The organism is Streptomyces luteolifulvus (assembly GCF_008806595.1).
GTDB classification, from domain to species: Bacteria; Actinomycetota; Actinomycetes; order Streptomycetales; family Streptomycetaceae; genus Streptomyces; species Streptomyces luteolifulvus.
Genome location: NZ_VZRB01000029.1, coordinates 52,609 through 78,154 on the forward strand (window position 1 = coordinate 52,609; position 25,546 = coordinate 78,154).

Consider the following 25,546-nt stretch of genomic DNA (forward strand, 5'->3'; position numbering starts at 1 on the left):
CTACGTCTCCGTTGCCCTGCGTCTGTCTCCGTCGCCCTACATCGCGTCCCGTACCGTCTGCGGCAGCGCCGTGTGCAGCGGCAGTACCAGGCCCAGCGGCAGCGCCGCCGCGAACGCCGCCGCCTGGGAGCCGTAGACGGGCCGTACGGCGATACGCGCGGCCGGCGCCAGGTTGTCCACGGCCGCGGCCGCCGTCGTCAGTTCCTCGGCGGAGTTGACGGTCGCCGTGATCAGCAGACCGAAGCGGATGACCCCGTGGCCCTGGGCCTGTTCCTCGGTGGTCCGGCGCGCGGCGGTGACCTCGGCGTCATCGCGGGCCTGGCCGATCTCTGACTGCTGGGCGGTGAACAGGGCGTTCTTGTAGTCCTGTTGCACGACGCGGGCGCCCTCGGCGCGGGTGTGCGGGCGGTAGAGGAGGGTGACGCGCTTGCGGGCGATGTCGCGGTTGGGCTGGACCAGGCCGGTCAGGACGTTGGAGAAGACCTCGCCCTGCGGGGCCTCCGTCATGGCCCAGGTCACGCTGAACGCGCCGTCGTGGCGGTAGTGGTCCCAGGCCTCCTGGGCCGCCATGGGCCCGGCCTCGTCCCAGGTCAGTCCGGTGCCGCCGGTGGCCCGTGCTTCCTCCACCAGGGACGCCACGGTCGGGTCGTAGGCGACGCGTACCGCCTCGGCGAGCTCGGTCGCGGTCATCGGTACGGCCGTGCCGGCGCCGGTCATGGCCAGCCCGGCGGTCAGGCCGGGCAGGCGGGTGCCGATGTGCACCGCCATGTCCTCGGCACCGCGACGGGGTGAGCCGGGGCGGGCCGCGCCGGAGTACGTCAACGCGATCCTCGTGGCGATCTGCGCCGAACCGGCGGGATAGGCGGCCAGTACCTCCCGGAGCATCGATCTGGCCAGGTCCGGGGCTCCGGCGACCCAGTTCGCGGCGAGCTCCTGCTGCAGCCGGACTCCGGAGTCGGGGGCGGTCTCCACGGTGACGCTCACGGCGACGAGGCCCGGCTCGGCGCCCAGGGTGGAAAGCCACTGGCCCCAGTGGGCCACCCAGGTGTCGACCTGCTGCTCGTCGACGAGGGCGGCTCCGTCGGCGTCGCAGGAGATGACGACGGTGTGGTGACCGGTCGCCGGGATCGTGATCACGGCGAACGGGCGTCCGTAGCCGTCCTGCGCCTCCGTCAGCGCGGACTCGGCGGCCAGACCGGGCAGTTTGCAGGTGCCGTGGCCGGCTCGGCCCATCGGGCCCGAGCGGTACAGGTGTCCGCCAGAGGATGTGGTGCGCCACCAGGCCAAGCGGACCGCGGCGCGCTGCATCAGCGTGCGGCCGTGCCGGTCCCGTACGGCGAGCGGGGCCGTGAGCACCGCCAGCGCGACCGCCAGGCCCAGCGCCGCCCATATCGATATCAGCGTGGCCAGGACCACGGCGATGAGCCCGGCGAACAGCAGCAGGGTCGCCCCGAGGGACAGACCTCGCAGGCCTGAGGTGCGGGGCTTGCGGAAGTTGCCGTACGTACGGGGCTGGGGTGCTTCAGTGACTGTCACGGGGCTTCTCCTGCTGGTCGTCGGCGGGGTGACGGACCGGCACCGGCATGGGGGCCGCCGCTTCCTCCTGGTCGTACGGGTTTGTCTGCCCGACGTCCTCCGAGTGCGCCGGCCGGGCGTGGCCGCCTGCGATGCGCTCGGCGTCCGGTGCGCCGCGGGGCCGGTCGGCGCCCTGCGCCGGGCCTGGGCCGCGGGTGGTGCGTGCGCCGGTGGTTCCCGCCCCGTCCGGGCTCAGCGCGGCGCCGGACACCGACCGGCCGGCGGCCAGGCTCCGCAGGTGCGGTACGGGCAGCGCCCCGGTGGCCGTCACCGGGCCGCCGGCCCCGGCGGAGGCCCTGGCCGCGCGGCTCGTCCCGGATGCCGCCGCCTGGACGACGGGAGCGGCGAACCGCATCAGCGCGGGCAGGGTGAAGCAGGCCAGCACGATCAGTACGACTCCGGAGACCATGGAGACGACCTCGTTGCCCCGACTCCGGCCGCTCATCGCGAACGCCGCCGCGTACACGACGGCCGCAGCCGGTTTGTACAGCACGAAGGCGAGCAGCCAGCCCACGGACCGGCGGAACCAGACCCGGCCGCCGGCGGTGCCGCTGGCCGCCGCCGCCAGGGGCAGCGTGCCGGTGAGGATCACCAGCATGGCCATCCGTACGATCATCAGCGCGATCTGCGCCAGGCTCCCGGCGATCACCAGCATGGCCATGATCAGGACGAGGAACGACGAGTCCGTGCCGCCCAGCGCCAGCATGGCCGAGGTGCGTTTGTCGAACTCGGCGACACAGCTCGCCACCGGATCGCCGGTGGCGCTGATCTGCTCGCAGCCGGTGGACCTGTCGATGATCCAGACGCTGAACCTGTCGCCCGCCACGGCCAGGAGATTGACCGTGGCCACCCCGGCCGAGGAGACCACCACCAGATTGAGCAGGCCCTGGAGTGCCTGCCGGGCGGGCTCGCCGCGGCGCTGCCAGGCGATGTGTCCGGCCGCGACGAGCAGGCAGAGCACGGCGGCGAAGGACGTGAACCAGAGTGTGGATCCGCGCAGGAACGCCACCGGGCCGCCGGTGTCGCTCAGGTCGGGCGCGCCCAGGTTCATCCAGGCGCCGCCGAGTGCCTTGACGGTGGTGCTCGCCGCCTGTGCGGCGCCCTCGGCGATGTCGTCGAACGCACTGCCACCGAGGTCCTTCGGGGCCGTGCCCGCCCCGTCCCCCACGCAGTAGCCGCCGATCGTCGGGGACACCCAGCCGAAGTCGCAGCCCGCCATCACACGCCTCCCCACTCGGCGTATCCGGCGAGGGAGTCGACCGGGGTGGGGGCGGCCGGGTCGGCCGGGTACTCCAGCTTCCAGTCGCCGTCCTGCCACAGCACGGTGGTGGTGGCGGCCTGCATACGGCCGTCCGGGAACCGCCACACGGTCTGGATCACCGCCGTCGTGTCGTTGTACGTGACGAATCTGAACCCGGCGATCTGCCCGTGCACGGTGCCGCCCTCCTCGTCCGGGGGTGCCGTCCGTTCCGCCTCGGTCCGGTCGGCGATGTAGGTGTCGCGGCCCTCGCCGACGGTCTGGGTGCGGGTCACCTTCAGCCAGTCGCCGGCGGCCAGGTAGCGCACGCTGATCTGGCTGGTGGCCAGCAGGGCGCCGCCGGGGGTGTGCGCGTAGCAGCGCGCCACGTCCTCATCGGCCACGGCCGGGCCGGCCGCCTTCGAGGAGGGGAGGGCGACGGCTTCGTACAGGGTCCAGGTCACGCCCGCGGGCGCGGAGGTGGGCACGTCCTGCCGTTCGTCGGCGAGTTCGGGGCACTCGGCGCCGTCGGCGGCGGGCGTGGACCGCGGCGGGTCGGCGGTGCGGGTGCCGAGTGCCTGAGCCGTGGTGGAGCCGTCGTTGCCCGAGGTGTCCGAACCGACGGCGATCGCCGCTCCGATGACGGCGACGAAGCCGATGAACGCGGCGGCGAGGACGAAGCCGGTACGCAGCCACGGACTGCGCGGCTCGTCGGGCGCCGCGCGGATGCCGGGCTCTGCCATGTTCCTTCCCATCCTCGTGGGTTGTCAGGAGACGAGACGCCTGATGAGACGTCCTGCGGATCTCGGCGCTCAGCGCGCCGCTGGACGTGCCGTGACATGCCGCCGATCGTCTGCGGCACCGTCGTGGCTGGTCGCGCAGTTCCCCGCGCCCCTTTGGGGCGCTGCCGAACCGGAGCCGACATCGCCATGACCGCTCAGACGAGCGCCCCGACGATCCCGGACGCGGAGCCGACGAGCAGGCACGCCCCCAGGACGAAGCCGAGACCTCTGGCGTGCTCGCGGCCACCGCCCCGGGAGTGGTCGATCGCCATCCTGGCGGCGACGCCGAAGATGCCCGCGACGCACAGGGCGGTGACGCTCCATGCCACCCACTTCAGCACCGTCAGCAGCCCGTCCGCGCCGGGCGGCGCCTCTCCCCCGCCGACGTCCGGCACGCCCGAGGGTCCGGCGGACGCCGCGGCGACATCGACGACAGAGGTCATGTGGGGTGAGGCGTCCAGAGCGGCCGCCAGCAGGCTGGACAACGGGTTCCTCCCTGTAACGGGGACGGGGTGACGGGGACGGCCTATACGGGCCGGGTGAGCCGGGTCAGGTCGCGGGCCAGCGGCGCGCACTCCTTGGGCAGGTGGGCCATGGGCGACTCGCCGAGCCGCCAGGGCTCCACCCATGGGATCTCCCACAGCCGGGGCACCGCGCCGGAGACCAGCCGCACCAGGTTCTGCAGGACCTTGGGGCGTCGGCCGGGGGCATCGGCGACGACGACCAGGCCTAGCAGATCGATGCCGGTGACCATGCCGGAGGCCCACTGCTGCGCCGCGTTCTGCGCGGCCCTGATGCCGTTCGCGCTGGAGCGGGCGACGAGCACGACCGACCGGGAGCCCCCGGACACCGGCCAGGCACGGCCCGCATCCCGGCCGCCGGGCACAGCCCGCTCCAGGGTGCTGACCCCTGCGCCGCCGTGTACCCCCACCCACCACCAGGCGTGTCCGGCATCCGTCCGCGGTCGGGCGACGGGCAGCGCGCGCTCGGGCCGCGGCACTCCGGCACCCTGGGGTGCCGCCGGGCCCGTGAGCTCCGCCGACGCCTCCTGAACCGATCGCCGGGGTTTCCCGTTGAGGCCCCCCGAAGGGCGCGGCTGCGGCAACCAGGGATTGACATTCGGCACATCCCCCGCCACGGCATCTCCTTCAACTGCTGACACAACAGCCCAAACTTATACACAGGTTGTCGACAGTGTGCAAGTAATGATTTTTCAGAAACAAGGCATATATGGCGCGGTACGCCCTTTCTGGGCGTACGGGCTTCCAAAACGCAGGCTTTCTTGGGGGGTTGGACATGAGCGGCCAGGCCACACAGGCGAGATCGGCGATGCTGGTGACGGGCTGCGCCGTCCTCGGGCTGCTCGGCTCCATGGTCGGCCTGTCGGTGCTGGGGGCCGCGGAGCAGGAACAGGACGCCGCCCCCGTAGGGTTCGCCACCACGTTCGACTCCGGGCGCGTCCCGGCCGAGTTCGTGCCATGGATCGGGCGCGCCGCCCGGCAGTGCGCCGAGGTCAGCGCCCCGCTGCTGGCCGCCCAGATCGAGGCGGAGTCGGGCTGGAACCCCTCCGCGGTGAGCCCGGCCGACGCTCGGGGCCTGAGCCAGTTCGTCCCCGGCACCTGGGCGACGTGGGGCGTGGACGCGGCCGGCAAGGACGGCAGTGCCCGACCGGACGGCGTGGCCGACCCGTTCACCCCGGGCGACGCCATCATGACCCAGGCCCGCTACGACTGCTGGCTCGCGGACAAGGTCAAGAGGATGAACGTCGGCGGCGATCCCACGCGGCTGATGCTCGCCGCCTACAACGCGGGGCCCGGCGCGGTCGAGCGGTTCGGCGGCGTTCCTCCGTACCCGGAGACCCAGGCCTACGTCGCCGCGATCATCGCGTCGATGGCGAACTACACCGACGGCGAACCGGCCGAGACCGGCGGCGCGTTCGGTGAACGGGTGGTGGCGGCCGCCAGGAAATGGCTCGGCACCCCGTACTCGTGGGGCGGCGGCGGGCCGGAGGGCCCCGGGCGCGGGTTCGCGCAGGGTGCGAACACGGTCGGGTTCGACTGCTCCAGCCTCGTCCAGTACGCGGTCTACCAGGCCAGCGGCGGCGAGATCCTCCCGCCGCGGGTCTCCCAGCTCCAGGTCACCGCGGGCAAGGCGGTGTCCCGCGACGAGATGCGGCCCGGTGACGTGATCGGGTTCAACCTGCACGGCAGTTACGACCACATCGGCATCTACATCGGCCACGGGCAGTTCATCCACGCCCCGAAGACCGGCGACGTGGTCAAGATCAGCAACCTCGGCGAGCCCTATTACGCCGGCAGGCCCCAGAAGGTGAGGCGCTTCGGATGACTCTCTCCCGTACCCGAGGCACACGGGACACCACCGCGGTGGCCACGGCGATGCTCGCGCTCGTCCTCGCCGTGGGCGGCTGCGGTTCCGGCAGCGGCGGCGGACAGCGCGCTGCTCCTACGCCGTCGGCTCCCGCCGCGACCGGCAACGGCCCGTATCCGACCCCGTCCGGCCCCGGCGAGCCCCCGCCTCTGCCGACGGGCTCCAAGGGCACCCCCCGGGGAGGCACCACCCGGCCCGGCGACGTCGACCAGGAGAACGCCGACGCGGTCGGCCGGGGCGCGCTCACGGTGATGTGGACGTTCGACACCGCCATCGACAGCGGCCCCCACGACGCCGGTGTGCGCGCAGCGGACGCGGGCTGGCTGACCCCGGCGTACGCGAAGCGGCTGCGTACACACCGGCCCCGCTCCGTCCCCGGCGCCCAGTGGCGGGAATGGGCCGGACACCACGCCTCCACCATCGTCACGCTGGAGAAGGCCGAGGACGCCGCGATACCGCCCGACACCGGCACGGAGGCCTGGCGGCAGTGGGCGGTCAACGCCTCCCCGCACGGCCGCGACCGGTGGACGGGCGAGTCCACCACCGTCGTCGCGTATGTGCAACTCACGCGCGCGGCAGCCGATCAGGCGTGGCGGGTCGCCGACGTCACCGTCCGATAGCCCGGTCTTCCCGTCCGACGGCCCAGGACTGCACCGCCCGACACCTCGACCTCACTGCCCGACAACGGACCCGACGGCCCGACAGCCGGACCCCACGGCCCGGCGGCCCGGCGGCCGGACCGCACCGCCCAACAACCAGGACCGCACCGCCCGACAGCCCGGAGAAGTTCATGCCTACGACGCACAAGTCCACCGAAGTGCCCGCCTGGCCGGTCTACGCCCTCGCCGTGCACGACGACGGCCGGGTCGTCGCCTCCGGCCCGCTCGTCCCCGTCACCAGGCACCCCAGCCGTGCCGCTGCCATCGGCACGGTGGCCGCGGCGGCCACCAGGCTCGGCCGTCCGGTGCGGGCCAGGGCCACCGAACCGGACGGCACCGTATGGCACCTGGCCATATCGCCCGACGGCGCGGTGGGTGAGCTCCCGGCCGGCGGACAGCGTGCGAGGGCGCCGAAGAGAGGCGACGGCAGGCCTCCGGCTCACCCGGCGAGGGAGGCCACCGACCCGGCGAGAGCACATGAGGCCGAACCGGACCCGTGCACGGGGCCCGACACGTACGCCGAGTCGCTGGCCCTGGTCACGGAACACCTTCAGGCGGGCCGCATCGACCGGGCCGCGGATCTCGCCGCACGGCTCGACGAGCAGGCCGCCGACACTCTCGGTGTCTCCCACCCCGACGCCCTGGGCATCCGCGAGGTCCGGGCCCGCGTCGCCGTCCTGGCCGGGGACACCGGCGGCGGCGTACGGCTGTTCCGCGACGTCGCGGAGCGCTGGCACTACCGGGGGGACAGCGAGCGGGCCGAGGCCGCGGCGGCCCGCGCCGAGACGGTCTGGCTGCAGATCACGGACCTGGACACGGCACTGTCCACAGGGATCGCCGTGGTCCGTATGCGCAACCAGCTCCCGGGGGAGGACGGCAGCGCGCTCACCGCCGTACTGGAACACCAGGCATGGCTGGCGGCGGCCAGCGTGGCAGGCGGCGAGCCGCTGCCGCGCGCGCACCCCGCGAAACCACTGCCCCGAGCTCTTCCCACGGCGAACGAGTCCGCCAAGGCGCGGGGACGGCGCCCGATGCCGTCCTGGGAGCGCCCCGCGCAGGACATCAGGGCGGCGAGATGAGTCCGCAACGCCTCACGCCGCGGTGTACCACCACGCGGGCTTCGCGCCGACCTCCTCGTCGGGAGTCGCGACGACGCCCAGGGCCATGCGCAGGGCCCGTACGGCGTGGTACAGGCGCGACTTGACGGTGCCCGGCGGGATGCCGAGCACAAGGGCCGCCTCGCGCGTCGACCTGCCCGTGTAGTAGGTCTCGTACAGCACCTCGCGGTGCTTGGGCGACAGCGCCTTGAACGCGTCCCCGAGGATCATCGAGGAAAGCAGCCGGTCGACGTCGTCGCGCTTCGCCAGCAGTTCGTCCAGCCAGGCGGTGCCGTCGACCTCCTGGGGACGGGCCATGCGCAGCCGGTAGTCGTCGACGACGAGATTGCGGGCCACCCGGAACAGCCACGGCCGCTGGGGCTCGCCGCTTTCCAGGTCCTGAGTGCGCCAGCAGCGCAGCAGCGTCTCCTGCACCACGTCCTCCGCTCTGTGCTGGTCCCCCCCCAGTAGCCGCAGCACGTACTTGTACAGATCCCCGGCTTGCTCGTCGTACAACGTGCGCATCGCTCGTTCCCGAGCGGTGACCGCTCCCGTGGAACCCATCACGGTCCAGCTCAAGGTCGCACTCCCTCGTCCTGTGACCTCGTGACGGAGGTCAGGTTTCGAGGCCTTGGTCAGCGGCCTCGATTCGCGGGGAGTCTTGCGAGGGGAGTTCCACGTCGTGTTGACGAGCGATTGACGGCGCGAGCGGCGGATGACACCGGAAGCCCGGCCGCACAGGGTGGCGGCGGGGCCGCACAAGTCGTGGCGACGCGCCGCCACTGCCCGGTTGAGCTGCGCTGTCTCTCTCAGGCAGCTCCGGTGACGTGGGTGGCCGACGCGGCGGTCAGGGCGTGCATACGGCGATTGACGAGGTGCGGGACTGCGGCGTCCGTCACTGTCGGCCCGCCCTTTTCCGCGCGCACGGGCCACACGGCGAGCAGTGCGGCGAGCAGTGCCCGGCCGTGGTCGACGGCGGACGGCACGTCGTCGATCAGCAGCCACGCCGCGACCGCGCGCATCAGCTCCTCACGGGCTCGGGGGTCTCCCTGCCGGTGGCGGATCCGGGCGAGTCCGAGGCAGGTGGCCGTGGCGAGGCGGTGGTTGTCGCTCCGGTGGGCGACGAATGCCTCCAGGGCGTGGGCCTCGAGCGTGTGGGGGTGTTCGGGGCCGAAGGCGCGCGCGGTGTGCTCCCGCAGCCGGAAGGCGAGTGCCGCCGCCCGTTCCAGCGCGCCGGCGTCCAGGGACTGGCGCACCAGTCCGACGAGTTCGGCGAGATCGGCGGGGACCGCCTCCGGAACATGCGTGTCCACGGCGACGGGTCGTGTCCCGTCGGGGTGCGGGGGCTCGGCCGGAGCGGGACCGATGGGCGAAGAACGTTCGGCTCCGGTGGCGGACGGCGCTCCGGCCACGGACAGCGGCTCGCCGGCGTGTGACGGCCCGGCCGCGGACGTCGGCCGGGCGGCAGGCGGTGGCCCTGCCGGTGGCGGTCCGGCGGCGGGACGGGGCTCCGCCTCGGGCATCTCGTCGTGCTGCTCGTGGCGGAGGATCCGGCTCGAACCGTCGGGGTCGACCTCGACTCGGGTGGCGTAGCCCTCCTGTCGGTCGAGGATCGCCGCCTCCACGGGCTCGCCCAGCGCCTGGGCCTGACGGTGCATCGCATCGAGCACGGCGACGTGGACCGGTTCGCCGTCCGGTACGGGGAAGGGTGCGTCTTGGACCAGCACACTGCCGTCAGGGCGTATCAGCACCTCCACCGCCGCCGAGGAGGACGGTGGCTGCGCTGCCGTGCCGACGTGTGCGTCCTGGTCCTGTCGGGTGCGATTGCCCACCATGTACTGTCTCCTTGCTGTGCTGGTCACGACGAGGGCGTGGGCCGCGGGCTGAGGGAGGGGTACGGCGACTCGTACGGCATGTCGACGGAGTTGGAGTACAGGGCGAAGCCCGACCTGACTCCGATGATGTAGCTCTGCGCCCGGTCGTTGTCCGGTACGCCCTTCGCCTGCTTGACCGCGTCCAGGCCGCTGTCGTACGCCGCCAGGGTCAAGTTCAGGGGATCCCCCTTGACCTCGTTGTTGGCGATAAGTGTGTCGATCTCCTTGGCCAGTGAGCACATGTACTTGGACTGCGCCTTGATCGAGTCCGCGGCGTCCAGGCCAGAGGTCTTGTCATTGTCGTCCGCGTCCTCGCCGAACTCCTTGAACTTGTCCGGGGGCACCTGGGAGATGCCCTCTGCCCCGTCGGGGCCGACCAGCTTCTCGTTCCACCCCGACTCCAGCTGGATCTGCGCGGCGATGACGATGGCGCCGATCTGCGTGCACTCGTTCCCGGCTTCCTCGACGAGCGTGACGTACTGGGATGCGATGGTGGCGGAGTTCAGCTGGCCCTTCCCGTCGCTGTTGTATGCGGCAATGACCTGGTCGTTGTCCAGCCCCCCTCCGTCGCTGTCGTCGCCGCAGGGCAACAGGTTGATCTTGCAGAGAAGCATGAGCGGCCAGAACACAAACCCAAGGGCGAGCGTGACCAACGTCCCGATGGCGAGGACGATGAGGAGGACGAAGGCGAGGCACCCCAGGATCGGCGCGCTGGCGAGGCCGGCGAAGAGCACGGTGTTCCTGGTCTTGTCCTTCTGGGCCTGCTCATCCTCACCGGCAGCTGCGCTCACGACCCGTCACACCCCTTGCGTTCGCCTGCACGACCTGGGTCCCTGGCGGCCTTGAACCAGGTCACCCGATTTCCCGTAGTGGCTGCCCGACGGATCACCCGCGAGCACCGCATGCCGCAACGGACACGGCGGTCCATCAGTTCAATCCGGGATCCGTCGCACTACGCGAACGAGGGGAAACGAGGGAAGGGGTGGACGCGCATGAGCGTCCCTTCGGCGACGTCCGCCGGCTCGCAGATGTGGGTCCGCGGACCGACCGCACAACAGGCCGCGCCGGCACAGGCCGCGCCGGCGCGTACGGCACCGACCGGACCATCGCGCCCCGCGGCCCGGACTGCGCTGCCCAGGCCCCCCGCGTCGGCCGGACGAGCGCCGTCGGCGTCCCGGGGCCACCAGGTCGCCTGGGTCACCGCGCACGGAGGCTCCGGGGCAAGCACGCTCGCCCGGGTCCTGGGCGGCGCGGACATCGGCCGTCGGTGGCCCGACCCGGCCAGGGGTGAACCCGGCCGGGTGCTGCTGGTGGCACGCACCCACAACGCGGGCATGAGAGCGGCGTCCCAGGCACTGAACGCACTGCGCAAGGGGGAGCACCCCGCGGGAGTGCAGCTCCTGGCCGTCGTGCTCGTCGCCGACGCGCCGGGACGGCTGCCGCGCCCGCTGGGCCGACGCGTGCGCGTGCTGCGTTCGGCGGCCGAGGTTCACCGCATTCCGTGGGTCCCGGCCTGGCGCCTCGACCAGGAGGTCGACCAACTGCCAAGGGCGGTGCGCGCGCTGGCCCGAAGCATCGCGGCCCCGGCCGGGCACGCGGGGAGGCCGAGGTGAAGCTGTCCGCCGACTGGATCACCAAGGCGGGCATCAACCCCGACGACTTCGGCCCCAAGGGAGACTTCAACCCGCAGCCCCAGGCCGGCGAACTGCTCGGCTACCTCTCCTGGATCGTATCGGCCGCCTCCGTGGGGGGCCTGCTCGTCGTGGGCACCCAGATGGCCCTACAGCTGCGCCGCGGCGAAATGGGCGAAGGGTCGACCTATTTCAGGGGCGGCTTCTTCGTCATCGGCGCCTGCGTCATCGGCACCACCGCCGCACCGATCGTCAATTTCCTGCTGTAGCCGGTTCTCGACCAGCCGCACAAACCCTTACTCGTTGCAACACCTGGAGAATCTCATGAAGGACACCCTGCACTCCCTCTACCTGGCCGGCGGGAATTATCTGGCCAACGGTGAAGTCCCCCAGCCGACCAAGAAGGCCCCTGGTGATCTCGCCGACAAGGTCAACCTCGTTCTGGGTATTGCAGCCTGGGCCGGCACCGCCGCAGGTGTGGCGGGCGTCCTCATCACGGGAATCATGATGGCCGTGTCCATGAAGCGCGGAGAGGGATCCGAGCACCTCAGCCGCCTCGGCATGGTGGCGGGCGGCTGCGTTCTCGTGGCCACCGCGGGGCCCACCGTCCAATTCCTCTTCGCTTAGGACCCGACCGCAGGAGAGGTCCATTGACGTGTTCGGCACAAAACGAAAAAGGGACCCGGTGGACGGGCCTTTCTACAAAGAGCAAGGCTGGATCAATGCGGCCCTGTTCCTGGGATTCATCGTGGTCATGTCGCTGATGGCCTTCGTGAACGACACCATGGGTTCCGACAGCGCCAAGGGTACGGACAGCGCGGCCGACAGCCGGGAGACGCTCGCCGGGCTCGGCGGTCCGCTGTCTCCCGGCGACCCGCAGCAGGTCCGGCAGGGTCCGGGCGGCCGCCCGGAGAACTGCCGTACCGACGACCGGGACACCGCGCGACCCACCGCCGCGCCGACGGAAGTGCGGTGGCAGAAGCTCGTCGCCATCATGGTGCCCACCTCGCCGTCAGCCGGCCCGCTGCGCACCGAGGCCACGATGTGGTGGTGCTTCGCCCACACGCCCACGGGGGCGGTGCTGGCGGCACACATCATTCCCGTCGAGTTGAGCGGCGCCGCCTGGCGCATGGTCGCGGAGCAGCAGGTCGTGCCCGGCGAGCCGCGCGACGCGTTCGTCACCATCAAGGCCAGGGCCGACGAGACGAACCCGGAGGAGAGCGCCATCGGGAGGTTCGTGGGCTTCTCCCTGGCGTCGTACTCGGGCGACTCCGCGACCGTACGGCTGCTCGTCACCAATCCCACGGGCGGCTACCTGTCGACGTCGGTGTCCGTGCGCTGGCGGGAGGGCGACTGGAAGGTGGCGCTCCGGCACGACGGGTCCCTCTACTCGTCCGTGAAACGGACAGCGGATCCCGACGGCTTCGTCATGTGGGGAGGGTGACATGTTCTTGGCTGAACAAGGCGAAGGGTGCGACGGCGGACTCGATCTCCTCGGGATGTTCGACGATCCCATCGGCGAGATGATCGAAATGGTCGCCAAGATCGTAATCAACGGCGCCATCGGGATCTTCAAGGCCGTGGGAGACATCGATTCCATCAACAAGGGCGCATCAAACAAGATCGGCGGCGAGACACAGTGGATCGTCGTATACCTCGCGTGCGGCTCGCTCCTCGTCGCCGCCGTCAAGATGGCTCTGGAGCGGCGCGGCGAAGCGGGTACGACCGCGCTGAAGGGCATCCTGCGCGTCGTCGTGGTCTCCGCGGCCGCGACCGCTTTGATCGACTCGTTCGTCGGCCTCACGGAGAGGTACCACGACCACCTGTTCGACAACACCCTCGCCGCCCTGATGGATGGGGTCAATTGCCCCGGCGGTGAAGTCATTCCGGACATGCTGCTGCTGGTCATCGGGTGCCTGCTGATCCTTGCCGGCATCGTCCACGCGATCCTGATGTGGGTCCGGCTCGGCGTGATGATCATGCTGATGGGCACGCTGCCCATGGCAGCCGCCGCCTCCATAACGGACTGGGGCGGTACGTGGTGGCGCAAGCACATCGGCTGGATGATCGCCTGGCTGCTGTACAAGCCGACGGTCGCTCTCATCATGTACTCGGGGGCCGTCATGGTCGACGAGTCGGAGGGCTACAGCAACGCCGACACGCAGCTCGCGGGAATGGCCACCCTGCTGTTGTCGGCCGTCGCCCTGCCGGCGCTCATGCGACTTGTCGTCCCGGCGACGGCCGCTCTCGGCGGCGACTCGGTCGGGTCCGCGACCATGGGCCTCGCCGGCGCCCTCGCCTCCGGAGCGGTGGCTCTGGCGGACTCGGGCGGCCGCAAGGGCGGCGCTGGCGCCGACGGTGCCTCCGGATCCCGCGGCCCCTCGGGGGCGAGCGGCGGTGGCGGCGCGGCCGGCGGCTCGGGCGGCCGGGGCGCAAGCGGCGGAGCCGGGCCGGCGGGCAAGGCCGGAGGGGCGGGCGCCGCAGCGGGCTCCGCCCTCGCCGCGATGGCCGTGGTGGGGAAGATCGCCAAGGGTGCCGCGAACGTCGCCCAGAGCGGGGTCGAGGGCGCCGACGGGGAACAGGGCAGCGGCGGCAGCGGCGGCGGCGGCCGCTGACCGTCACCGGATCGGGTACGGCGGACCTTCCCTCCGCTCCCGGCCCGGCCACCGGTCCGCGGCTGAGGCCGCACCCCTGGACTCATCGAGGGGCGCGGCCCGGCCCTCCCCGGCCGTCCCCGCGTTCCATCCAACGGAAGGGAAACACGTACAGCCATGTCCACCGAAACCGCCGCCGCAGACCCGACGTACGGGAACTGGCGCAGGCCGAGGCGGCCTGGCCTCGGGCCGTTCGGGCTCGTCGGCACCATCGGGCTGTTCGGCGGGCTCGTCCTCGACCTGTTGGTGTCGCTGATCTCACTGCAGTTCACGCTGGTCGTGATCGTCATCCAGTGCGTGTTCCTGCTGCCGCTGGCCGTGCGCACACAGGACGGGCGCAACGTCTACCAGCTCACCGCCCTGCGCATCGGCTGGTTCCGGCGCAAGGCCAAGGGGGTGACCACCTATGTCTCCGGCCCGCTGTCGCAGCGGCCGGGCGGCAAGTTCCGCCCGCCGGGACTGCTCAGCCGGGTCAAGGTAACGGAGGGCAGGGACGCCTACGACCAGCCGTTCGGCGTGCTGCACCACCCCAGCCGGAACCTGTACACCATCGTGCTCGGCTGCGAACCCGACGGCGGGTCCCTGGTGGACCCCGACCAGATAGACAACTGGGTGGCGGCGTGGGGCCATTGGCTGGCCCGGCTGTCCAGCGAGCCGAACCTGCGCGGGGCCTCCGTGATCGTGGAGACCGCCCCGGACACCGGAACCCGGCTTGCCAACGAGGTGCTGCCGCGCATCGACCCGGGCGCTCCGGCGGCGGCACGGGCCGTGATGGAGGAGGTGGTGCAGCGGTACCCGACCGCGTCGTCGGAGATGCACACCTACCTCACGCTGACCTACGGGATGCCGCCCGGGCAGAAGCGCAAGAGCGAGGACATCATCGCCGACCTGGCCATCCGCATTCCCGGCCTGCTGGACGGAGTGGTGAGGGCGGGCGGCGGGCCGGCCGCCCCCTTGTCGGCCGAGAACATCGCCGAAGTCGTCCGGGTGGCGTACGACCCGGCCGTGGCAGGGGATGTCCTCGAAGCGCGTGCCGTCCACGGCGGCACCGGCCTGGACTGGGACGACGCCGGTCCCGCGGCGGCCGTCGAGAAGGTCAACGCGTACCAGCACGACTCGGGGGTTTCGCGGACCTGGATGCTCACCCTGGCACCGCGCGGCACGGTGCGCGCCCAGGTGCTGCGCGGCCTGCTGGAGGACGCGCCCGGCACCCGCCGCAAGCGGGTGGCGCTGCTGTACCGGCCCATCGACCCGGCGACCTCGGCGCGCATCGTCGAGGCCGACCGGCGGGCGGCGCAGTTCATGGCCACCTCCAGGCGCGGCATGGTGCAGGCGCGAGCCGCCAACGAGGTGCGCGCCGCCGAGCAGACGGCGGTGGAGGAGGCCACCGGGGCCGGCCTCGTGGAGTTCTCGCTGATGGTCACGGTGACGGTGGACTCCGACGCCGAACTGGAGGACGCGAACGTGACGGTGCGCAATCTGCTGGCCGGGGCACGGCTGTTGATGCGCCCGGCCGACCGGATGCAGGCGGCGGCGTTCAGCTGCACGCTGCCGGTCGGGATCCTGCCGTGGGAGCACACGCTGATGCCGCGCGAGTTGAAGGAAGCACTGTGAGGACCAAGGGCAAACGCGGTAAGGGCCAGGGCGAGTACCGGGATGACCTCGCCCCGATCAGGTACAAGGACGAGGACCCGGACTACAGGCCCCCGAAGGACAAGAAGAAGAGCAAGAGCGGTCCCGACCGACCGTCCAGGGAGCCGCTCGCTCCCGCCCGCGGCTGGTCCGGCCCCGGCGGCGGACAGGTCGCCAATCTGGACCCGCCGTCGATGTGGCGGGCCACCACCGTGCAGGCATGCGGGCTGTGGCCGTTCGCGGCGGGCTCCGGCGCGCCCATGACCGGCGTCCCGCTGGGACAGCACCTGTACACCGGAGCCACCGTGTGCGGCGACCCGATGTCGTGGTTCACCCGCGCCCACTACATCTCCAACCCGTCGCTGTTCATGCTCGGCATGCCGGGCCTGGGCAAGTCCACCCTGGTCAACCGCATGCTCATCGGTCTGGCCGCCACCGGCGTGGTGCCGCTGGTGCTGGGCGACCTGAAGCCCGACTACGCCGACACCGTGCGCGCCCTGGGCGGCCAGGTCATCTCCATCGGACGCGGCGTGGGCGGTGTCAACGTCCTGGATCCCGGCGCCATGGGAGCGGCCGCCCGGAAGATCGGCGGCGAGGCGGGACGGGTGCTGTCCGCAGAGACCCACGGCCGCGTCCTCAACATGGTCGCCGCACTCGTCACCATCGTGCGCGACCGCGCCATGGACGACCACGAGCAGTCCGTGCTGTCCGCGGCCCTGCACCATCTGCGCGAACGCACACCGCCGGGCCGCGCGCCGCTGCTGCCCGACCTGGTGCGGGTCATCGCCGAAGGACCCGACCGGGTGCGGGCGGTGACCCTGGACCGCGGGGAGGAGACCCGCTACCGCGACGCGGTGGATCCGCTGCACCGCTCGCTGCTCGGCATCCTGGACGGGCCGTTGGGCGACACGTTCGCCTCCGAGACCTCCACCCGCATCGACCTCGGCTCGCCCGCAGTGTGCATGGACATCTCCCGGATCGGGGAGGCGGACACCCAGCTGACCGCGGCGGCAATGCTGGCGGCCTGGTCCGACGGCCTGGGCACGGTGGCCGCCTCGCACGCGCTGGCGGACGCCGGACTCACGCCCCGGCGCTGGTTCTTCACCGTGCTCGACGAGCTGTGGCGGCCGCTGCGCGCGGCCTCCGGCATCGTGGACCGCATCGACGCACTGACCCGTCTCAACCGCACCCTCGGCCTCGGCGACGCCAAGATCACACACACCTTGAAGGACGCCGAGGCGCTGGGCACCGACGCCGACCGGGTCAAGGCGCGCGGTTTCGTCGAGCGCGCCGGCATGGTGGTGGTCGCGGGGCTGCCCCGCCAGGAGATGGAGGAGCTGGGGCACATCGTGGGCCTGTCCCGCCGGGAGATCGAACTGGTCTCCTCCTGGTCCTCGCCGCCGGGCTGGGCCGCGCAGGGGGACCGCGAGGAACCGCCCGGCCGCGGCCGCTTCCTGATCAAGGTCGGTGGCCGGCCCGGCATCCCGATCCAGGTCGCCATCACCGACACCGAACGGCATCTGCACGACACGAACAAGCGGTGGGCGGCCAACAAGCCCGCCGAAGGCTCCCGCCAAGTCGGCTTCTCCAAGTGACCGGTAGCGGACGACAGAAGGTGAACCACATGAACGCGAGCGCGGCCGACGCCAGGAAGCGCACCCCATGAGCGACAACGCGGCCAGGGGCCGCATGTACGGCAGCGAACTCATGCCGTGGGCCGTCGTGCTGGTATTCGGCGGGTTCCTCGTGCTCTTCGGGGGCGTATGGCTGGGCGGGACACTGGGCGCCGCGGTGACCGGCTCCGGCTGGCACCCGCCGGAGTTCAGCCTGGCGTCGTTCGGCACCCTGCTGACCGAGGGCCCGGGCAGGCTGTGGCCGGGCGCGTCACCGGTCGGTGTGGTGGCCGGGATCGTCCTGCTCTTCGGCGCCGTCATCGCACTCTGCGTCGTGGCCGTGCGCAAGGTGATGAGCTACATCTCGCGGCCCAAGGGACTGGCCGGACTCCGTGAGCTGGCCGCCCTCGCCCCGGCCGGCATCGCGGCCCGCGCCCGCGACCTGCGCCCCTCGCTCAAGGGCCGGAAGGAGCTCCACCCCGACGAGACGGGCAACCTCCTCGGCGACCTCTCACCCAACGGCCCCGAACTGCGCTCCTCCTTCGAGGATGTGGAGCTCGACCTGATGGCCCCGCGGGCCGGCAAGTCCACCGGCATCGCCGTCCCCCGCGTGCTGCGCGCACAGGGCGCGGTGCTGCTGACCTCCAACAAGTCCGACGTGTACGCCGTGACCCGCGCCGAACGCGAGAAGGCCGGCCGGGTGTGGACGTTCGACCCCCAGGGTATCGCCCACGCCCCGCGTGAGATGTGGTGGGACATCCTCGCCGACTGCCACACCATCGAGGGCGCCCGCCGCCTGGCCGGGCACTTCGTGGCCTCCGTCAACGACGACCAGTCGAAGAAGGACTTCTGGATTTCCGCGGCCCAGAACACCCTCACCGCGCTGTTCCTCGCCGCCGCCCGGGGCAAGGCATCCGTGCTCGACCTGCTGGCCTGGCTCGCCGACCCCGCCGACCGCACGCCGGTCGACCTGCTGCGGGACGTCAACATGATCGCCATGGCTGAGCAGTTGCAGGGCACGGTGCGCGGCGCGGTGGAGACCCGCGACGGCATCTACGAGACCGCCCGGCAGTGCGTGGCCTGCCTGCTCGACCCGGAGATCGTGGCCTGGGTGACGCCCGACCCGCATCTTGCGCAGTTCAAGCCGCACGATCACGTGCTCGGCCGGGACACCCTCTACCTGCTGTCCAAGGACGGCGGCGGTTCGGCGGCGGGCGTGATCGCGGGCCTCGCGGACGCGACGATGCGCGCGGGGGTGGTCGCGGCCGAGCGTATGGGCGGCCGGCTCGACCCGCCGATGACCGCCGTCCTCGACGAGGCAGCCAACGTCTGCCGCATCTCCGACCTGCCCGATCTGTACAGTCACTTCGGCTCACGCGGCATCAACGTCGTCACGCTGCTGCAGAGTTACCGCCAGGGCAGCCGCGTGTGGGGCGAGGCGGGCATGGACGCGATGTGGAGCGCGGCCACGGTCAAACTGCTCGGCGCTGGCCTGGACGACGCCGACTTCGTGGAGAAGATCTCCAAGCTCGTCGGCAACCACGACGTGCGCACCCCGTCGATCTCCAAGAGCAAGGAGGGGACGTCGCGGTCGTACTCCTACCGCCTGGACCCGGTCCTGCCCGCGGACCGCATCCGCGCCCTGCCCAAGGGAACGGCCCTGCTGCTGGCCACCGGTGTGCGCCCCGCTCTGATACGGCTGCGGCCCTGGTACAAGGAGCCGGACGCCGGCACGATCTCGGCGGCGGCCAAGGCGGAGACGGCCGCCATCACCGAACGGGCCGCCCGCTCCTGGTCCGGCGGCCCGCCCCAGGCGGCCGAGAGCTCGGCGAGCAGATGGCAGCGGGAAGCGGTCACCCTGCGGAAGCCGTACGGCGGGTAGAGGCGCCGCGCGGCTTCAGGGCCGCCTCGCCAGCGTCGCCGTACGCAGCAGCCACTCGGCCGGGCCGTATCGTACGCGGCGCAGCAGGCGGCTGCTGACCATGAGTTGCGCCGCGTACAGGACGACGGCCCCGGTCAGGACCGCCGCCGTGCCGTGGCGGCCGTACCAGGCCAGGCCGTAGCCGGTGAAGACGAACGCCGCCACCAGTGACTGGGTGAGGTAGTTGGTCAGGGCCATCCGCCCGGCCGGAGCCAGGACGTGCCCCAGCCGCCGGCCGGGGCCGGTGCGCAACAGGAGCAGCAGGCCACAGACGTACGCGGCGGTCAGGGCCGGGGCGGTGAGGACGCCGACGGCCGATCCGACGTCGTACCAGAGCACGTCGAGCGGGCCGTTACGGCACACCGCCATGAAGACGCTGCCGGCCAGCCCGACCGGCAGGCCGCAGACGAGGATCTGCGTCATCCACGCACGGTACCGGTCCGTCTCGGCGAGCACCCTGCGGCAGCCCGCGGCCAGTCCGGCGAGGAACGCGGCCAGCATGTCGGCGCCGTAGAGGATGTTCCAGCCCAACGAGTCGCGCAGCGACCGCAGACGGGCCTCGACGACCGCACCGGGCTCGCCCCGGTAGGCCGTCACCCACTCGTGCACCACGGCCGTGACGTCCTGCTGACGCAGCGGCTGAGCGAAGGCGACCGTCAGCCAGCCCCAGGCCAGCAGGCAGGCCGCGGTACCGGCGACGAGCCAGGCCGCGGTCCGGAGCAGGGTGGGCGACGCGGCGTCCCGGACGGCGAACAGTACGAGGCTCAGCACCGCGTACACCATCAGGACGTCGCCGGAGAACAGCAGCACGCCGTGGGCGAGGCCCAACAAGAACAGGCAGCCCAGCCGACGCAGATGTCGGGGCGCGAAGGGGACGCCGGCGTGCTCGGCCGCGGCCCGTTGCAGGGTGAAGCTGTATCCGAACACGAACGAGAACAGCATGTAGAACTTGGCCGAGACCAGAGCCGTGACCAGCCACGCGGCCACCTGGTCGACCCGCGACACGACCAGCTCTCCGCTCGTCCCCACCCGCGGCCCGGCCATCATCTGCACATTGACCAGCAGGATGCCCAGCAGCGCGAATCCTCGCAGGACGTCGATCTCCTGGACACGGCTCAGGTGCGGCGCTGCGGCTGGGGAACGGGTGGGTGTGCGGGACGAGAAGAGCAATTCGGGCCTCCCTGACCGGCGACTGCGGCTCAGGGGGTCACGACGGCACGCGCCCGGGGACGGTTCAGTCGTATGCGGGGCGTCGGGGGCTCCTGGTGCCGCGTGACGGAAACTGAACCCTCTCGCCGCTCCGCACGTTGCGTCCTGGCAGCAGGGACCGATCACAACCGTCGATCCGACCGGATCCGACCGGAAAGGCTGCCGTATGTGGATCTTCCACCGTCCGCCGGGGCATGCCCGGCACGACACCCCCCTCGACACCGGCACGATCCACGCGGGCGGGGTGAGCGTCCGCACGGAACACCACACCGGCCTGGACCGTGCGGCGGGGATCCGCAACAGCGAGGCGCGCGGACGCAGAACGTGGTCCCGTGCGATCCACGACCACGTCGGTAATGTGCCGCAGGCGGTGGACGGACCGCCCCCAGCGGAGTTCCTCTCCGCCGAGCAGCTCCTCGCCCGGCTGCGTCCCTGGGTGGTCACAAGGGACAGCATTGAGCCCGACACCCGCTGGTACACCCACGCCCGTGTCGTCGCACCCGGCCTGTGCGAGGTCCTCGCCCTGGATCTGGACGACAGTGTGCTGACGCTGACCGATGACGCGCTGGCACCCCTGGGCGGCGTCGTCGATCTTCGGACGCATGCGCTGGACAACCTCCGCGCGCTTCCGGTGGACAGCCACACAGCCCTGCACGGCCCGGAGGGCCTGCGCTTCCACGTGATGACGGGCGACTCCTTCTTCACCTCCAGCCGTGTCCTGACGGCGGACGAACTCGCCCACGACCTCACCGGGCGGGGCCTCGGTCCGGACGGCGCCCTGGTGGCTATGCCGAACCGCCACCAACTGGCCCTCTGTCCCGTCGACACCGTCCACGGCACCGACCTGCTTCCGACACTCCGCTGCATGACCGCCTTCACCGCCGACCACTTCGAGGACGCGGTCGGCCAGGTCAGCCCGGACGTCTACTGGTGGCACGGGGGTACGCTCACCCGGCTCGTCCGGCAGGACGGCGGGGAGCCGGAGTTCACGCACAACGTGGAGTTCGAAGTGCTGCTGTTGCGGCTTGCCGGCAACGGTGCCGCGGGGCACTTCTGATGCCGTTTGCCCTGCCGGACCGGCGGCGGACGCGCAGTGGTCGCCTCGGGGGCTGGTCCCGCACCACGGCGAGGTCCGAATCCGGTTCCGAGTCGGGTTCCGTGCGGGTCCGGTTCCGGGTCCGGGTCGGGAGGCAGGAACGACAGGGCGTACGTCGAGAACCGGTCAGCGCCGACGCTGACCCAGGCCGGATCTGTCACATCATGATCGACGGAGCACACACCTTCGTGCAGGCCTACGCTGCACGCCGGCCCTCGCCTCCCTCCGTCCTGGGAGTGAAGGTCGTCGAGGGCATCCGAGGCGGTCAGCCCGCCGCGCGACCGGCCGGGCGCCTGGCCTGCAACCGTCCTCCGTCTCGGGCGCCGACGGGGTGCTGGTGAGCCCGGCTGACCGTGGAATACCGACACGGCCACGTGGTGCTTCACCTGTCGGAGTAGCAGTCTCAGGGGACTTCATCCGTCCCACACGTACCCGGGTACTACCGCGACGCCAAGGCGTTGCGAGCACTCGGCTGACACCTGGGGTTCTCGAATGCGTGGTGACGACACAACCGAGCGCAGGAGCGCCATCGCAGACGCGCCCGGCGCCGAGGCAGCCCGGCGTCGCAGACGGCTGGTGGGCTGTTCAATCGCCGTGATCGGGGCCGTGGGGGTGGGCTGGTACGCGTGGCCGACGGGCCCTGAGTCGAGCGCCGACTCCCACGTGCGTAACCCGGGCAAGAAGCAGCCGATCTGTGCCTCGTCGGACGGGCGGACGCTGTATGCGGACGTGGACGGCGACGGCGTGGTGGACGAGGTGCACGACAGCAAGGACCGTGACGGGCGCACGGTCGTCACGTTCGAGGGACCCGGCAACAAGCAGGTCCGGCACTCGGTGTCGTCGATCGTCACCACGGCGGCAGGGCGCACGAAGGCCCGTGCGTCCCCCGAGGAGGGATTCCGGGCGGCGTTCGGAGATTTCGACAACGACGGCCGCGTGGACATGGCCGTCACGTATACCGCACGCGACGAGGGCGACGACCCAGTCGACTCGATGAGCCAGCACGAAGTGCGTTGGGGGCCGCTGGGCCGTGACCTCAAGGGCAAGAGCCGGGGTTCGATCCGGATGAGCCAGGGTTACTACATCGACGGTCTGCGCGCGGTGGCGGGCAACCAGCACAGCGCCAGCGCCAACCCAGCCCCCGCACGGCTGCTGATTCACCAGACGACCGGCGACGGCGCATTCGAGACATACCAGGGACAGAAGCTCGGTCATGATCTGGTGGTGCCGGACGAGCCGTTGAACCGATGGGGACAGGCATTCGCCGAGCAGAAGGACGGGTGGGCCGACCTGGGCGAGTGCCCGGCATCACCACGAAGCACGGCAACCGGCCCCTTTGCGAACCGCACCGGGCTGTCGAAATCCACCATCGGGCGGATCTGGAAGAGGTTCGGCATCAAGCCCCATCTGCAGGACGCCTTCAAGCTCTCCACCGACCCGCAGTTCATCGCGAAGGCGGCGAAGGCTGCCGATGTCCCCGCGACTAGTCCGGCGCGACCGCGGCACGCACAACGGTCAGCTCCTCATTCGTGACGATCCGCGTCGGCCCAGGTCCACGGATCGGACGTGGTCGACGGCACACCTGTTCCCGTATGCGAAGCCAGTCTGCAGCGCGCCCTGGCCGCTCTTGCGTGGCAGTCTCAGGACACGCTCCACCTGCTACCTTGTGGCCCCCTGACTCGTGGCAGGTTCAGGCACCGGAGCGGCTCCGGCAGCGGTTTGCTGCGCGTCATGCCGGCCACCCCATCTCCGTGTAGGTTTGCCCGGCCGCGATCCCGGTCAGCGCGACGGCCGTCTAGTCCACCAGCGGCAGGCAGCGCACCGTAGGGCCACCACCGCAAATCCGCGCACCGGTCGGGTTCGCAGATCGTGGGCGTCCCGTCGTAGTCCAGAACGCGGAACACCATCTGCATACGGGCCTGGTGGTCCCCGGCGTCGCGATGGTGGACGACGTGGAAACTGAGCACCCGGCGCAGCGCGTCCGACCCACGAGATCACCACCAGCGCCCTGCAGCAGGCGGCGGATGAGGACTCTCCATAGGCACGTTGTGACCGGCGGGTCTAGGACGTCGGCGGTGCTTCAGGCTGGGCTCCAACAGATCCAGCGCCCCGTCCCACAGGAAGCGGTCCGCGCCACCGCCAGCCTTCGGGCGGTGGGGCTCATACGAGCCGATCAGGACATCCACTTCCCGCAGCCGCTCGAGGCTTTGCCGGTAAGCGGGGTGAGCGGCCTGGGCAGCGTTGCGGTACGGCAGGACGGCGGTAGGGATCCCCATCCCGTAGGCCTCGCAGAGGATGCCGAGGGCGAGGGTGTCGGAGGTACCGGCGGCCCACTGTTGACCGTGCTGAAGGTGGCCGGCGCGACGGCGATGGCGTCCGCGGGTGGCAGCGGGCGGGCCTCCCCCGGCGTGCGCCAGGCGGAGCGGATCGGATAGCCGGTCTGCGCTTCGATCTCCTCGGTGTTGAGGAAGCCCAAGCCCTGCGGAGTGGCGATCACGCCAACGTCCCAGTTCCGTTCCTGCGCGGCGGTGATCAACTTGCCGACGTCACCGGCGATGCCGCACGCGCAGACGACGACGTACAGGAAGGGCTTCTTCTCCAGGGCATTCGGCTCGGTCACGCAGGGACTCCCAGTTGGCGGCTGAAGTGGTGCAGTTCCGGCAGCGTACGACGGCGGTCGCGGGCAGCCATGTCGGCGACCAGGTCGCGGAGGGCAGGCCGGCGGACATCCTGGGCGGCGCAGGTCTCGGCGATATGGAGGGCCTTGCAGCCGTCGGCGAGGCGGCCCTGCTGACTGTAGGCGCGGGCCGTCTCCACCACTACGGCTGCCACCCGTGCCTCGGCGACGGGCACCTCCCGCCGCGCCACTGCTGCGGTCGCGTCCATGACGCTCTCGGTCTCCACGGATCAGGCTGTTGATCTACGGGTACAGCCGGTTGACGAGGTTCTGGATCGCGTCGAACGGTCTCTGCAAGTGCGCTTGCTCCCGGACACGGTGATGCGCAAACGCCGATCCGTTGGGGCCAGAACAGTCCGCGACACCTGGGTGCGGATCGAACGGCGCCTGCTCGACAAGATCCCCGATCAGGGATGGGACGGCACTGAAAGTGCCGCGCGTCTGGAAGGCATTGCCCAGCCCGAATGGCACGGATGTGTGGTCTGGCGGGATACCTACGAGCCGACGATGTGGCGGGCCGACGAAACCGAGCTCCTGCCGGGGGCTCCCGTCGGAAGCGCCATCTTGAATGAGTCCCCGGAGCTGCCGGATGACTGGTGGGAGGCGTTGAACGCCTCGTTGGACAGTCTGGCGGCACAGGACACTGGGCGGGTCGCCACACCGGACACCGTCACCCTGACCCTCGTCACCGAGTCCATCCGCGTTGTCTTCAGCGGCGACTTCGGTACGACTGTGGAGCGGTGGGTGTCGGCCCACGCGGACCTGAACTGGGCGAACATGACCGCGCCGACATTCAGCCTTTTCGACTGGGAGGACTGGGGTAGCGCACCGCTGGGGCTGGAATTCGTCCTCCCTTTGGGCAAGTTCGCTTGCTGTCCTGGCCCTGGCCGATCGCGTACGGCTCGAGCGCCAATCCGACTTCGAGAGCCGGGACGGCAAATTGATGACGTTGTTCGCCTGCTCGAAAGATCCTCGGGCCGTACGCGCACCCGGAGGACCCTCGGCTGGAGCCCGCCCGGCGCATGGCCGAGCAGATCATCAAGGAGCTTCAGGCGGGCTGATCGCGCGAGCGGTCTCGAAGGAGACTCCGGTACTCCTGGACGATCCGCTCTTCAACTTTGCCGACCAGGGCTCCGACGAGTTCGCCGAGATGGGCGGGCTCATCGGTGCCCACGGCGACGGAGCTGACCCGCGGGAGGTGATAGACGGCTCTGAACGCTGCCTGTACGCGGGAGAGTTGGCTGCCATCCCGGAGGAAGACGCGTGGGTCGATCCTGTCCCACACCGGAGTGCTGGTACTGCCCCCGAAAGGGCTCATCCCCCACACCTCGGCGCCGTCCAGGCCCCACGCCTTGGTGAGGGCATCCGCGGCATCCAGCAGTCTGGCTCCGACCAGCAAGCCGGCGCGGACCATGAGGGCCGCCGGCCTCGGTACGGTCGTGTCGATCAGGCTCAGCAGCGGTGACGGGTCCCAGGACGCGAGGGACGCCGAGGAATTGTC

At 71.3% G+C, this 25,546-nt stretch carries 23 protein-coding genes and 3 pseudogenes; 14 read left to right on the forward strand and 12 right to left on the reverse strand.

Annotated features, from left to right (window positions below; all coding sequences use genetic code 11):
• Positions 1 to 36: 36 nt before the first annotated feature.
• The 5 genes from F7R91_RS31540 to F7R91_RS31560 all read right to left on the reverse strand — a co-directional run bounded on the left by F7R91_RS31540 (position 37) and on the right by F7R91_RS31560 (position 4,594).
• Entirely contained in the window at positions 37 to 1,536 is a 1,500-nt protein-coding gene (locus F7R91_RS31540; RefSeq protein ID WP_150954668.1) for an SCO6880 family protein, read from the reverse strand.
• The gene (locus tag F7R91_RS31545; protein ID WP_150954670.1) at positions 1,523 to 2,794 is read right to left on the reverse strand and encodes a hypothetical protein; all 1,272 of its coding nucleotides are present in this window, start codon (positions 2,792 to 2,794) and stop codon (positions 1,523 to 1,525) included. The genes F7R91_RS31540 and F7R91_RS31545 overlap by 14 nt, the downstream gene beginning before the upstream one ends.
• Entirely contained in the window at positions 2,794 to 3,555 is a 762-nt protein-coding gene (locus tag F7R91_RS31550) for a hypothetical protein (RefSeq protein WP_150954673.1), read from the reverse strand. The genes F7R91_RS31545 and F7R91_RS31550 overlap by 1 nt, the downstream gene beginning before the upstream one ends.
• Positions 3,556 to 3,749: 194 nt before the next feature.
• Positions 3,750 to 4,079: a hypothetical protein gene (locus F7R91_RS31555; protein WP_225320880.1), complete on the reverse strand. Its 330-nt coding sequence runs from the start codon at positions 4,077 to 4,079 to the stop codon at positions 3,750 to 3,752.
• A gap of 41 nt (positions 4,080 to 4,120) precedes the next feature.
• Positions 4,121 to 4,594, reverse strand: a complete 474-nt coding sequence (locus F7R91_RS31560; protein WP_150954676.1) for a DUF6668 family protein — start codon at positions 4,592 to 4,594, stop codon at positions 4,121 to 4,123.
• Positions 4,595 to 4,890: 296 nt separating this feature from the next.
• On the opposite strand from F7R91_RS31560, the gene F7R91_RS31565 reads away from it, so the two are divergent.
• The 3 genes from F7R91_RS31565 (at position 4,891) to F7R91_RS31575 (ending at position 7,720) form a co-directional block, all read left to right on the forward strand.
• Positions 4,891 to 5,940, forward strand: a complete 1,050-nt coding sequence (locus tag F7R91_RS31565) for an NlpC/P60 family protein (RefSeq protein ID WP_191971707.1) — start codon at positions 4,891 to 4,893, stop codon at positions 5,938 to 5,940.
• Positions 5,937 to 6,602, forward strand: a complete 666-nt coding sequence (locus F7R91_RS31570; protein ID WP_150954682.1) for a hypothetical protein — start codon at positions 5,937 to 5,939, stop codon at positions 6,600 to 6,602. The genes F7R91_RS31565 and F7R91_RS31570 overlap by 4 nt, the downstream gene beginning before the upstream one ends.
• A gap of 170 nt (positions 6,603 to 6,772) precedes the next feature.
• Complete coding sequence (locus F7R91_RS31575) at positions 6,773 to 7,720, forward strand: hypothetical protein (RefSeq protein WP_150954685.1); 948 nt, start codon at positions 6,773 to 6,775, stop codon at positions 7,718 to 7,720.
• 12 nt (positions 7,721 to 7,732) lie between these two features.
• Here the strand turns inward: F7R91_RS31575 and F7R91_RS31580 are convergent, their stop codons facing one another.
• The 3 genes from F7R91_RS31580 to F7R91_RS31590 all read right to left on the reverse strand — a co-directional run bounded on the left by F7R91_RS31580 (position 7,733) and on the right by F7R91_RS31590 (position 10,403).
• Positions 7,733 to 8,317 carry a sigma-70 family RNA polymerase sigma factor gene (locus F7R91_RS31580; RefSeq protein ID WP_225320881.1) on the reverse strand — a complete coding sequence of 195 codons (585 nt, stop codon included), beginning with the start codon at positions 8,315 to 8,317 and terminating at the stop codon, positions 7,733 to 7,735.
• A 230-nt stretch (positions 8,318 to 8,547) separates the two neighbouring features.
• Positions 8,548 to 9,573 carry a hypothetical protein gene (locus tag F7R91_RS31585; RefSeq protein WP_150954688.1) on the reverse strand — a complete coding sequence of 342 codons (1,026 nt, stop codon included), beginning with the start codon at positions 9,571 to 9,573 and terminating at the stop codon, positions 8,548 to 8,550.
• Positions 9,574 to 9,596: 23 nt separating this feature from the next.
• On the reverse strand, positions 9,597 to 10,403 hold the full coding sequence (locus tag F7R91_RS31590; protein ID WP_150954692.1) for a transglycosylase SLT domain-containing protein: 807 nt from the start codon (positions 10,401 to 10,403) through the stop codon (positions 9,597 to 9,599).
• 201 nt (positions 10,404 to 10,604) lie between these two features.
• On the opposite strand from F7R91_RS31590, the gene F7R91_RS31595 reads away from it, so the two are divergent.
• The 8 genes from F7R91_RS31595 to F7R91_RS31630 all read left to right on the forward strand — a co-directional run bounded on the left by F7R91_RS31595 (position 10,605) and on the right by F7R91_RS31630 (position 19,024).
• Positions 10,605 to 11,225: a DUF6668 family protein gene (locus F7R91_RS31595; RefSeq protein WP_150954694.1), complete on the forward strand. Its 621-nt coding sequence runs from the start codon at positions 10,605 to 10,607 to the stop codon at positions 11,223 to 11,225.
• Positions 11,222 to 11,512, forward strand: coding sequence for a hypothetical protein (locus tag F7R91_RS31600; protein ID WP_225320882.1), 291 nt, complete (start codon positions 11,222 to 11,224; stop codon positions 11,510 to 11,512). Before F7R91_RS31595 ends, F7R91_RS31600 begins: the two co-directional genes overlap by 4 nt.
• Before the next feature lie 55 nt (positions 11,513 to 11,567).
• The gene (locus tag F7R91_RS31605; RefSeq protein WP_150954697.1) at positions 11,568 to 11,870 is read left to right on the forward strand and encodes a hypothetical protein; all 303 of its coding nucleotides are present in this window, start codon (positions 11,568 to 11,570) and stop codon (positions 11,868 to 11,870) included.
• A 58-nt stretch (positions 11,871 to 11,928) separates the two neighbouring features.
• Positions 11,929 to 12,687: a hypothetical protein gene (locus tag F7R91_RS31610; RefSeq protein ID WP_150954701.1), complete on the forward strand. Its 759-nt coding sequence runs from the start codon at positions 11,929 to 11,931 to the stop codon at positions 12,685 to 12,687.
• Position 12,688: 1 nt separating this feature from the next.
• On the forward strand, positions 12,689 to 13,858 hold the full coding sequence (locus F7R91_RS31615; protein WP_150954704.1) for a hypothetical protein: 1,170 nt from the start codon (positions 12,689 to 12,691) through the stop codon (positions 13,856 to 13,858).
• A 156-nt stretch (positions 13,859 to 14,014) separates the two neighbouring features.
• Positions 14,015 to 15,511, forward strand: coding sequence for an SCO6880 family protein (locus F7R91_RS31620; RefSeq protein WP_150954707.1), 1,497 nt, complete (start codon positions 14,015 to 14,017; stop codon positions 15,509 to 15,511).
• A gap of 56 nt (positions 15,512 to 15,567) precedes the next feature.
• Complete coding sequence (locus F7R91_RS31625; RefSeq protein WP_225320887.1) at positions 15,568 to 17,124, forward strand: ATP/GTP-binding protein; 1,557 nt, start codon at positions 15,568 to 15,570, stop codon at positions 17,122 to 17,124.
• 67 nt (positions 17,125 to 17,191) lie between these two features.
• The gene (locus F7R91_RS31630) at positions 17,192 to 19,024 is read left to right on the forward strand and encodes a type IV secretory system conjugative DNA transfer family protein (protein WP_150954711.1); all 1,833 of its coding nucleotides are present in this window, start codon (positions 17,192 to 17,194) and stop codon (positions 19,022 to 19,024) included.
• Between the two features lie 15 nt (positions 19,025 to 19,039).
• Here F7R91_RS31630 and F7R91_RS31635 read toward each other — a convergent pair whose 3' ends face one another.
• Positions 19,040 to 20,233: a DUF418 domain-containing protein gene (locus F7R91_RS31635; RefSeq protein WP_225320883.1), complete on the reverse strand. Its 1,194-nt coding sequence runs from the start codon at positions 20,231 to 20,233 to the stop codon at positions 19,040 to 19,042.
• Between the two features lie 205 nt (positions 20,234 to 20,438).
• Between F7R91_RS31635 and F7R91_RS31640 the strand changes: the two genes are divergently transcribed.
• Both F7R91_RS31640 and F7R91_RS44390 read left to right on the forward strand, forming a co-directional pair.
• Positions 20,439 to 21,329, forward strand: a complete 891-nt coding sequence (locus F7R91_RS31640; RefSeq protein ID WP_150954714.1) for a hypothetical protein — start codon at positions 20,439 to 20,441, stop codon at positions 21,327 to 21,329.
• A gap of 768 nt (positions 21,330 to 22,097) precedes the next feature.
• The gene (locus tag F7R91_RS44390; RefSeq protein WP_408056077.1) at positions 22,098 to 22,901 is read left to right on the forward strand and encodes a hypothetical protein; all 804 of its coding nucleotides are present in this window, start codon (positions 22,098 to 22,100) and stop codon (positions 22,899 to 22,901) included.
• 461 nt (positions 22,902 to 23,362) lie between these two features.
• On the opposite strand, the pseudogene F7R91_RS31650 reads toward F7R91_RS44390, so the two are convergent.
• Both F7R91_RS31650 and F7R91_RS31655 read right to left on the reverse strand, forming a co-directional pair.
• Positions 23,363 to 23,988: pseudogene (locus tag F7R91_RS31650) on the reverse strand (flavoprotein).
• Positions 23,985 to 24,230 (reverse strand): annotated as a pseudogene (locus tag F7R91_RS31655) (heavy metal transporter CzcB); the annotation flags it as partial. The pseudogenes F7R91_RS31650 and F7R91_RS31655, both read right to left, overlap by 4 nt.
• Positions 24,231 to 24,252: 22 nt before the next feature.
• On the opposite strand from F7R91_RS31655, the pseudogene F7R91_RS43115 reads away from it, so the two are divergent.
• Positions 24,253 to 25,106, forward strand: a pseudogene (locus F7R91_RS43115) (hypothetical protein).
• Here F7R91_RS43115 and F7R91_RS31665 read toward each other — a convergent pair.
• Positions 25,094 to 25,459, reverse strand: a complete 366-nt coding sequence (locus F7R91_RS31665; RefSeq protein WP_331000659.1) for an aldo-keto reductase family protein — start codon at positions 25,457 to 25,459, stop codon at positions 25,094 to 25,096. The pseudogene F7R91_RS43115 and the gene F7R91_RS31665 overlap by 13 nt on opposite strands.
• Between the last annotated feature and the right edge of the window lie 87 nt (positions 25,460 to 25,546).

What these genes read in the sequence shown, in the direction of transcription:
- F7R91_RS31545 (WP_150954670.1), bottom strand. Translation starts at nt 2,794, where the DNA reads ATGGCGGGCTGCGACTTCGGCTGGGTGTCCCCGACGATCGGCGGCTAC.
- F7R91_RS31550 (WP_150954673.1), bottom strand. Translation starts at nt 3,555, where the DNA reads ATGGCAGAGCCCGGCATCCGCGCGGCGCCCGACGAGCCGCGCAGTCCG.
- F7R91_RS31565 (WP_191971707.1), top strand. Translation starts at nt 4,891, where the DNA reads ATGAGCGGCCAGGCCACACAGGCGAGATCGGCGATGCTGGTGACGGGC.
- F7R91_RS31570 (WP_150954682.1), top strand. Translation starts at nt 5,937, where the DNA reads ATGACTCTCTCCCGTACCCGAGGCACACGGGACACCACCGCGGTGGCC.
- F7R91_RS31575 (WP_150954685.1), top strand. Translation starts at nt 6,773, where the DNA reads ATGCCTACGACGCACAAGTCCACCGAAGTGCCCGCCTGGCCGGTCTAC.
- F7R91_RS31585 (WP_150954688.1), bottom strand. Translation starts at nt 9,573, where the DNA reads ATGGTGGGCAATCGCACCCGACAGGACCAGGACGCACACGTCGGCACG.
- F7R91_RS31595 (WP_150954694.1), top strand. Translation starts at nt 10,605, where the DNA reads ATGAGCGTCCCTTCGGCGACGTCCGCCGGCTCGCAGATGTGGGTCCGC.
- F7R91_RS31605 (WP_150954697.1), top strand. Translation starts at nt 11,568, where the DNA reads ATGAAGGACACCCTGCACTCCCTCTACCTGGCCGGCGGGAATTATCTG.
- F7R91_RS31615 (WP_150954704.1), top strand. Translation starts at nt 12,689, where the DNA reads ATGTTCTTGGCTGAACAAGGCGAAGGGTGCGACGGCGGACTCGATCTC.
- F7R91_RS31620 (WP_150954707.1), top strand. Translation starts at nt 14,015, where the DNA reads ATGTCCACCGAAACCGCCGCCGCAGACCCGACGTACGGGAACTGGCGC.
- F7R91_RS31630 (WP_150954711.1), top strand. Translation starts at nt 17,192, where the DNA reads ATGAGCGACAACGCGGCCAGGGGCCGCATGTACGGCAGCGAACTCATG.
- F7R91_RS31640 (WP_150954714.1), top strand. Translation starts at nt 20,439, where the DNA reads ATGTGGATCTTCCACCGTCCGCCGGGGCATGCCCGGCACGACACCCCC.
- F7R91_RS31665 (WP_331000659.1), bottom strand. Translation starts at nt 25,459, where the DNA reads ATGGTCCGCGCCGGCTTGCTGGTCGGAGCCAGACTGCTGGATGCCGCG.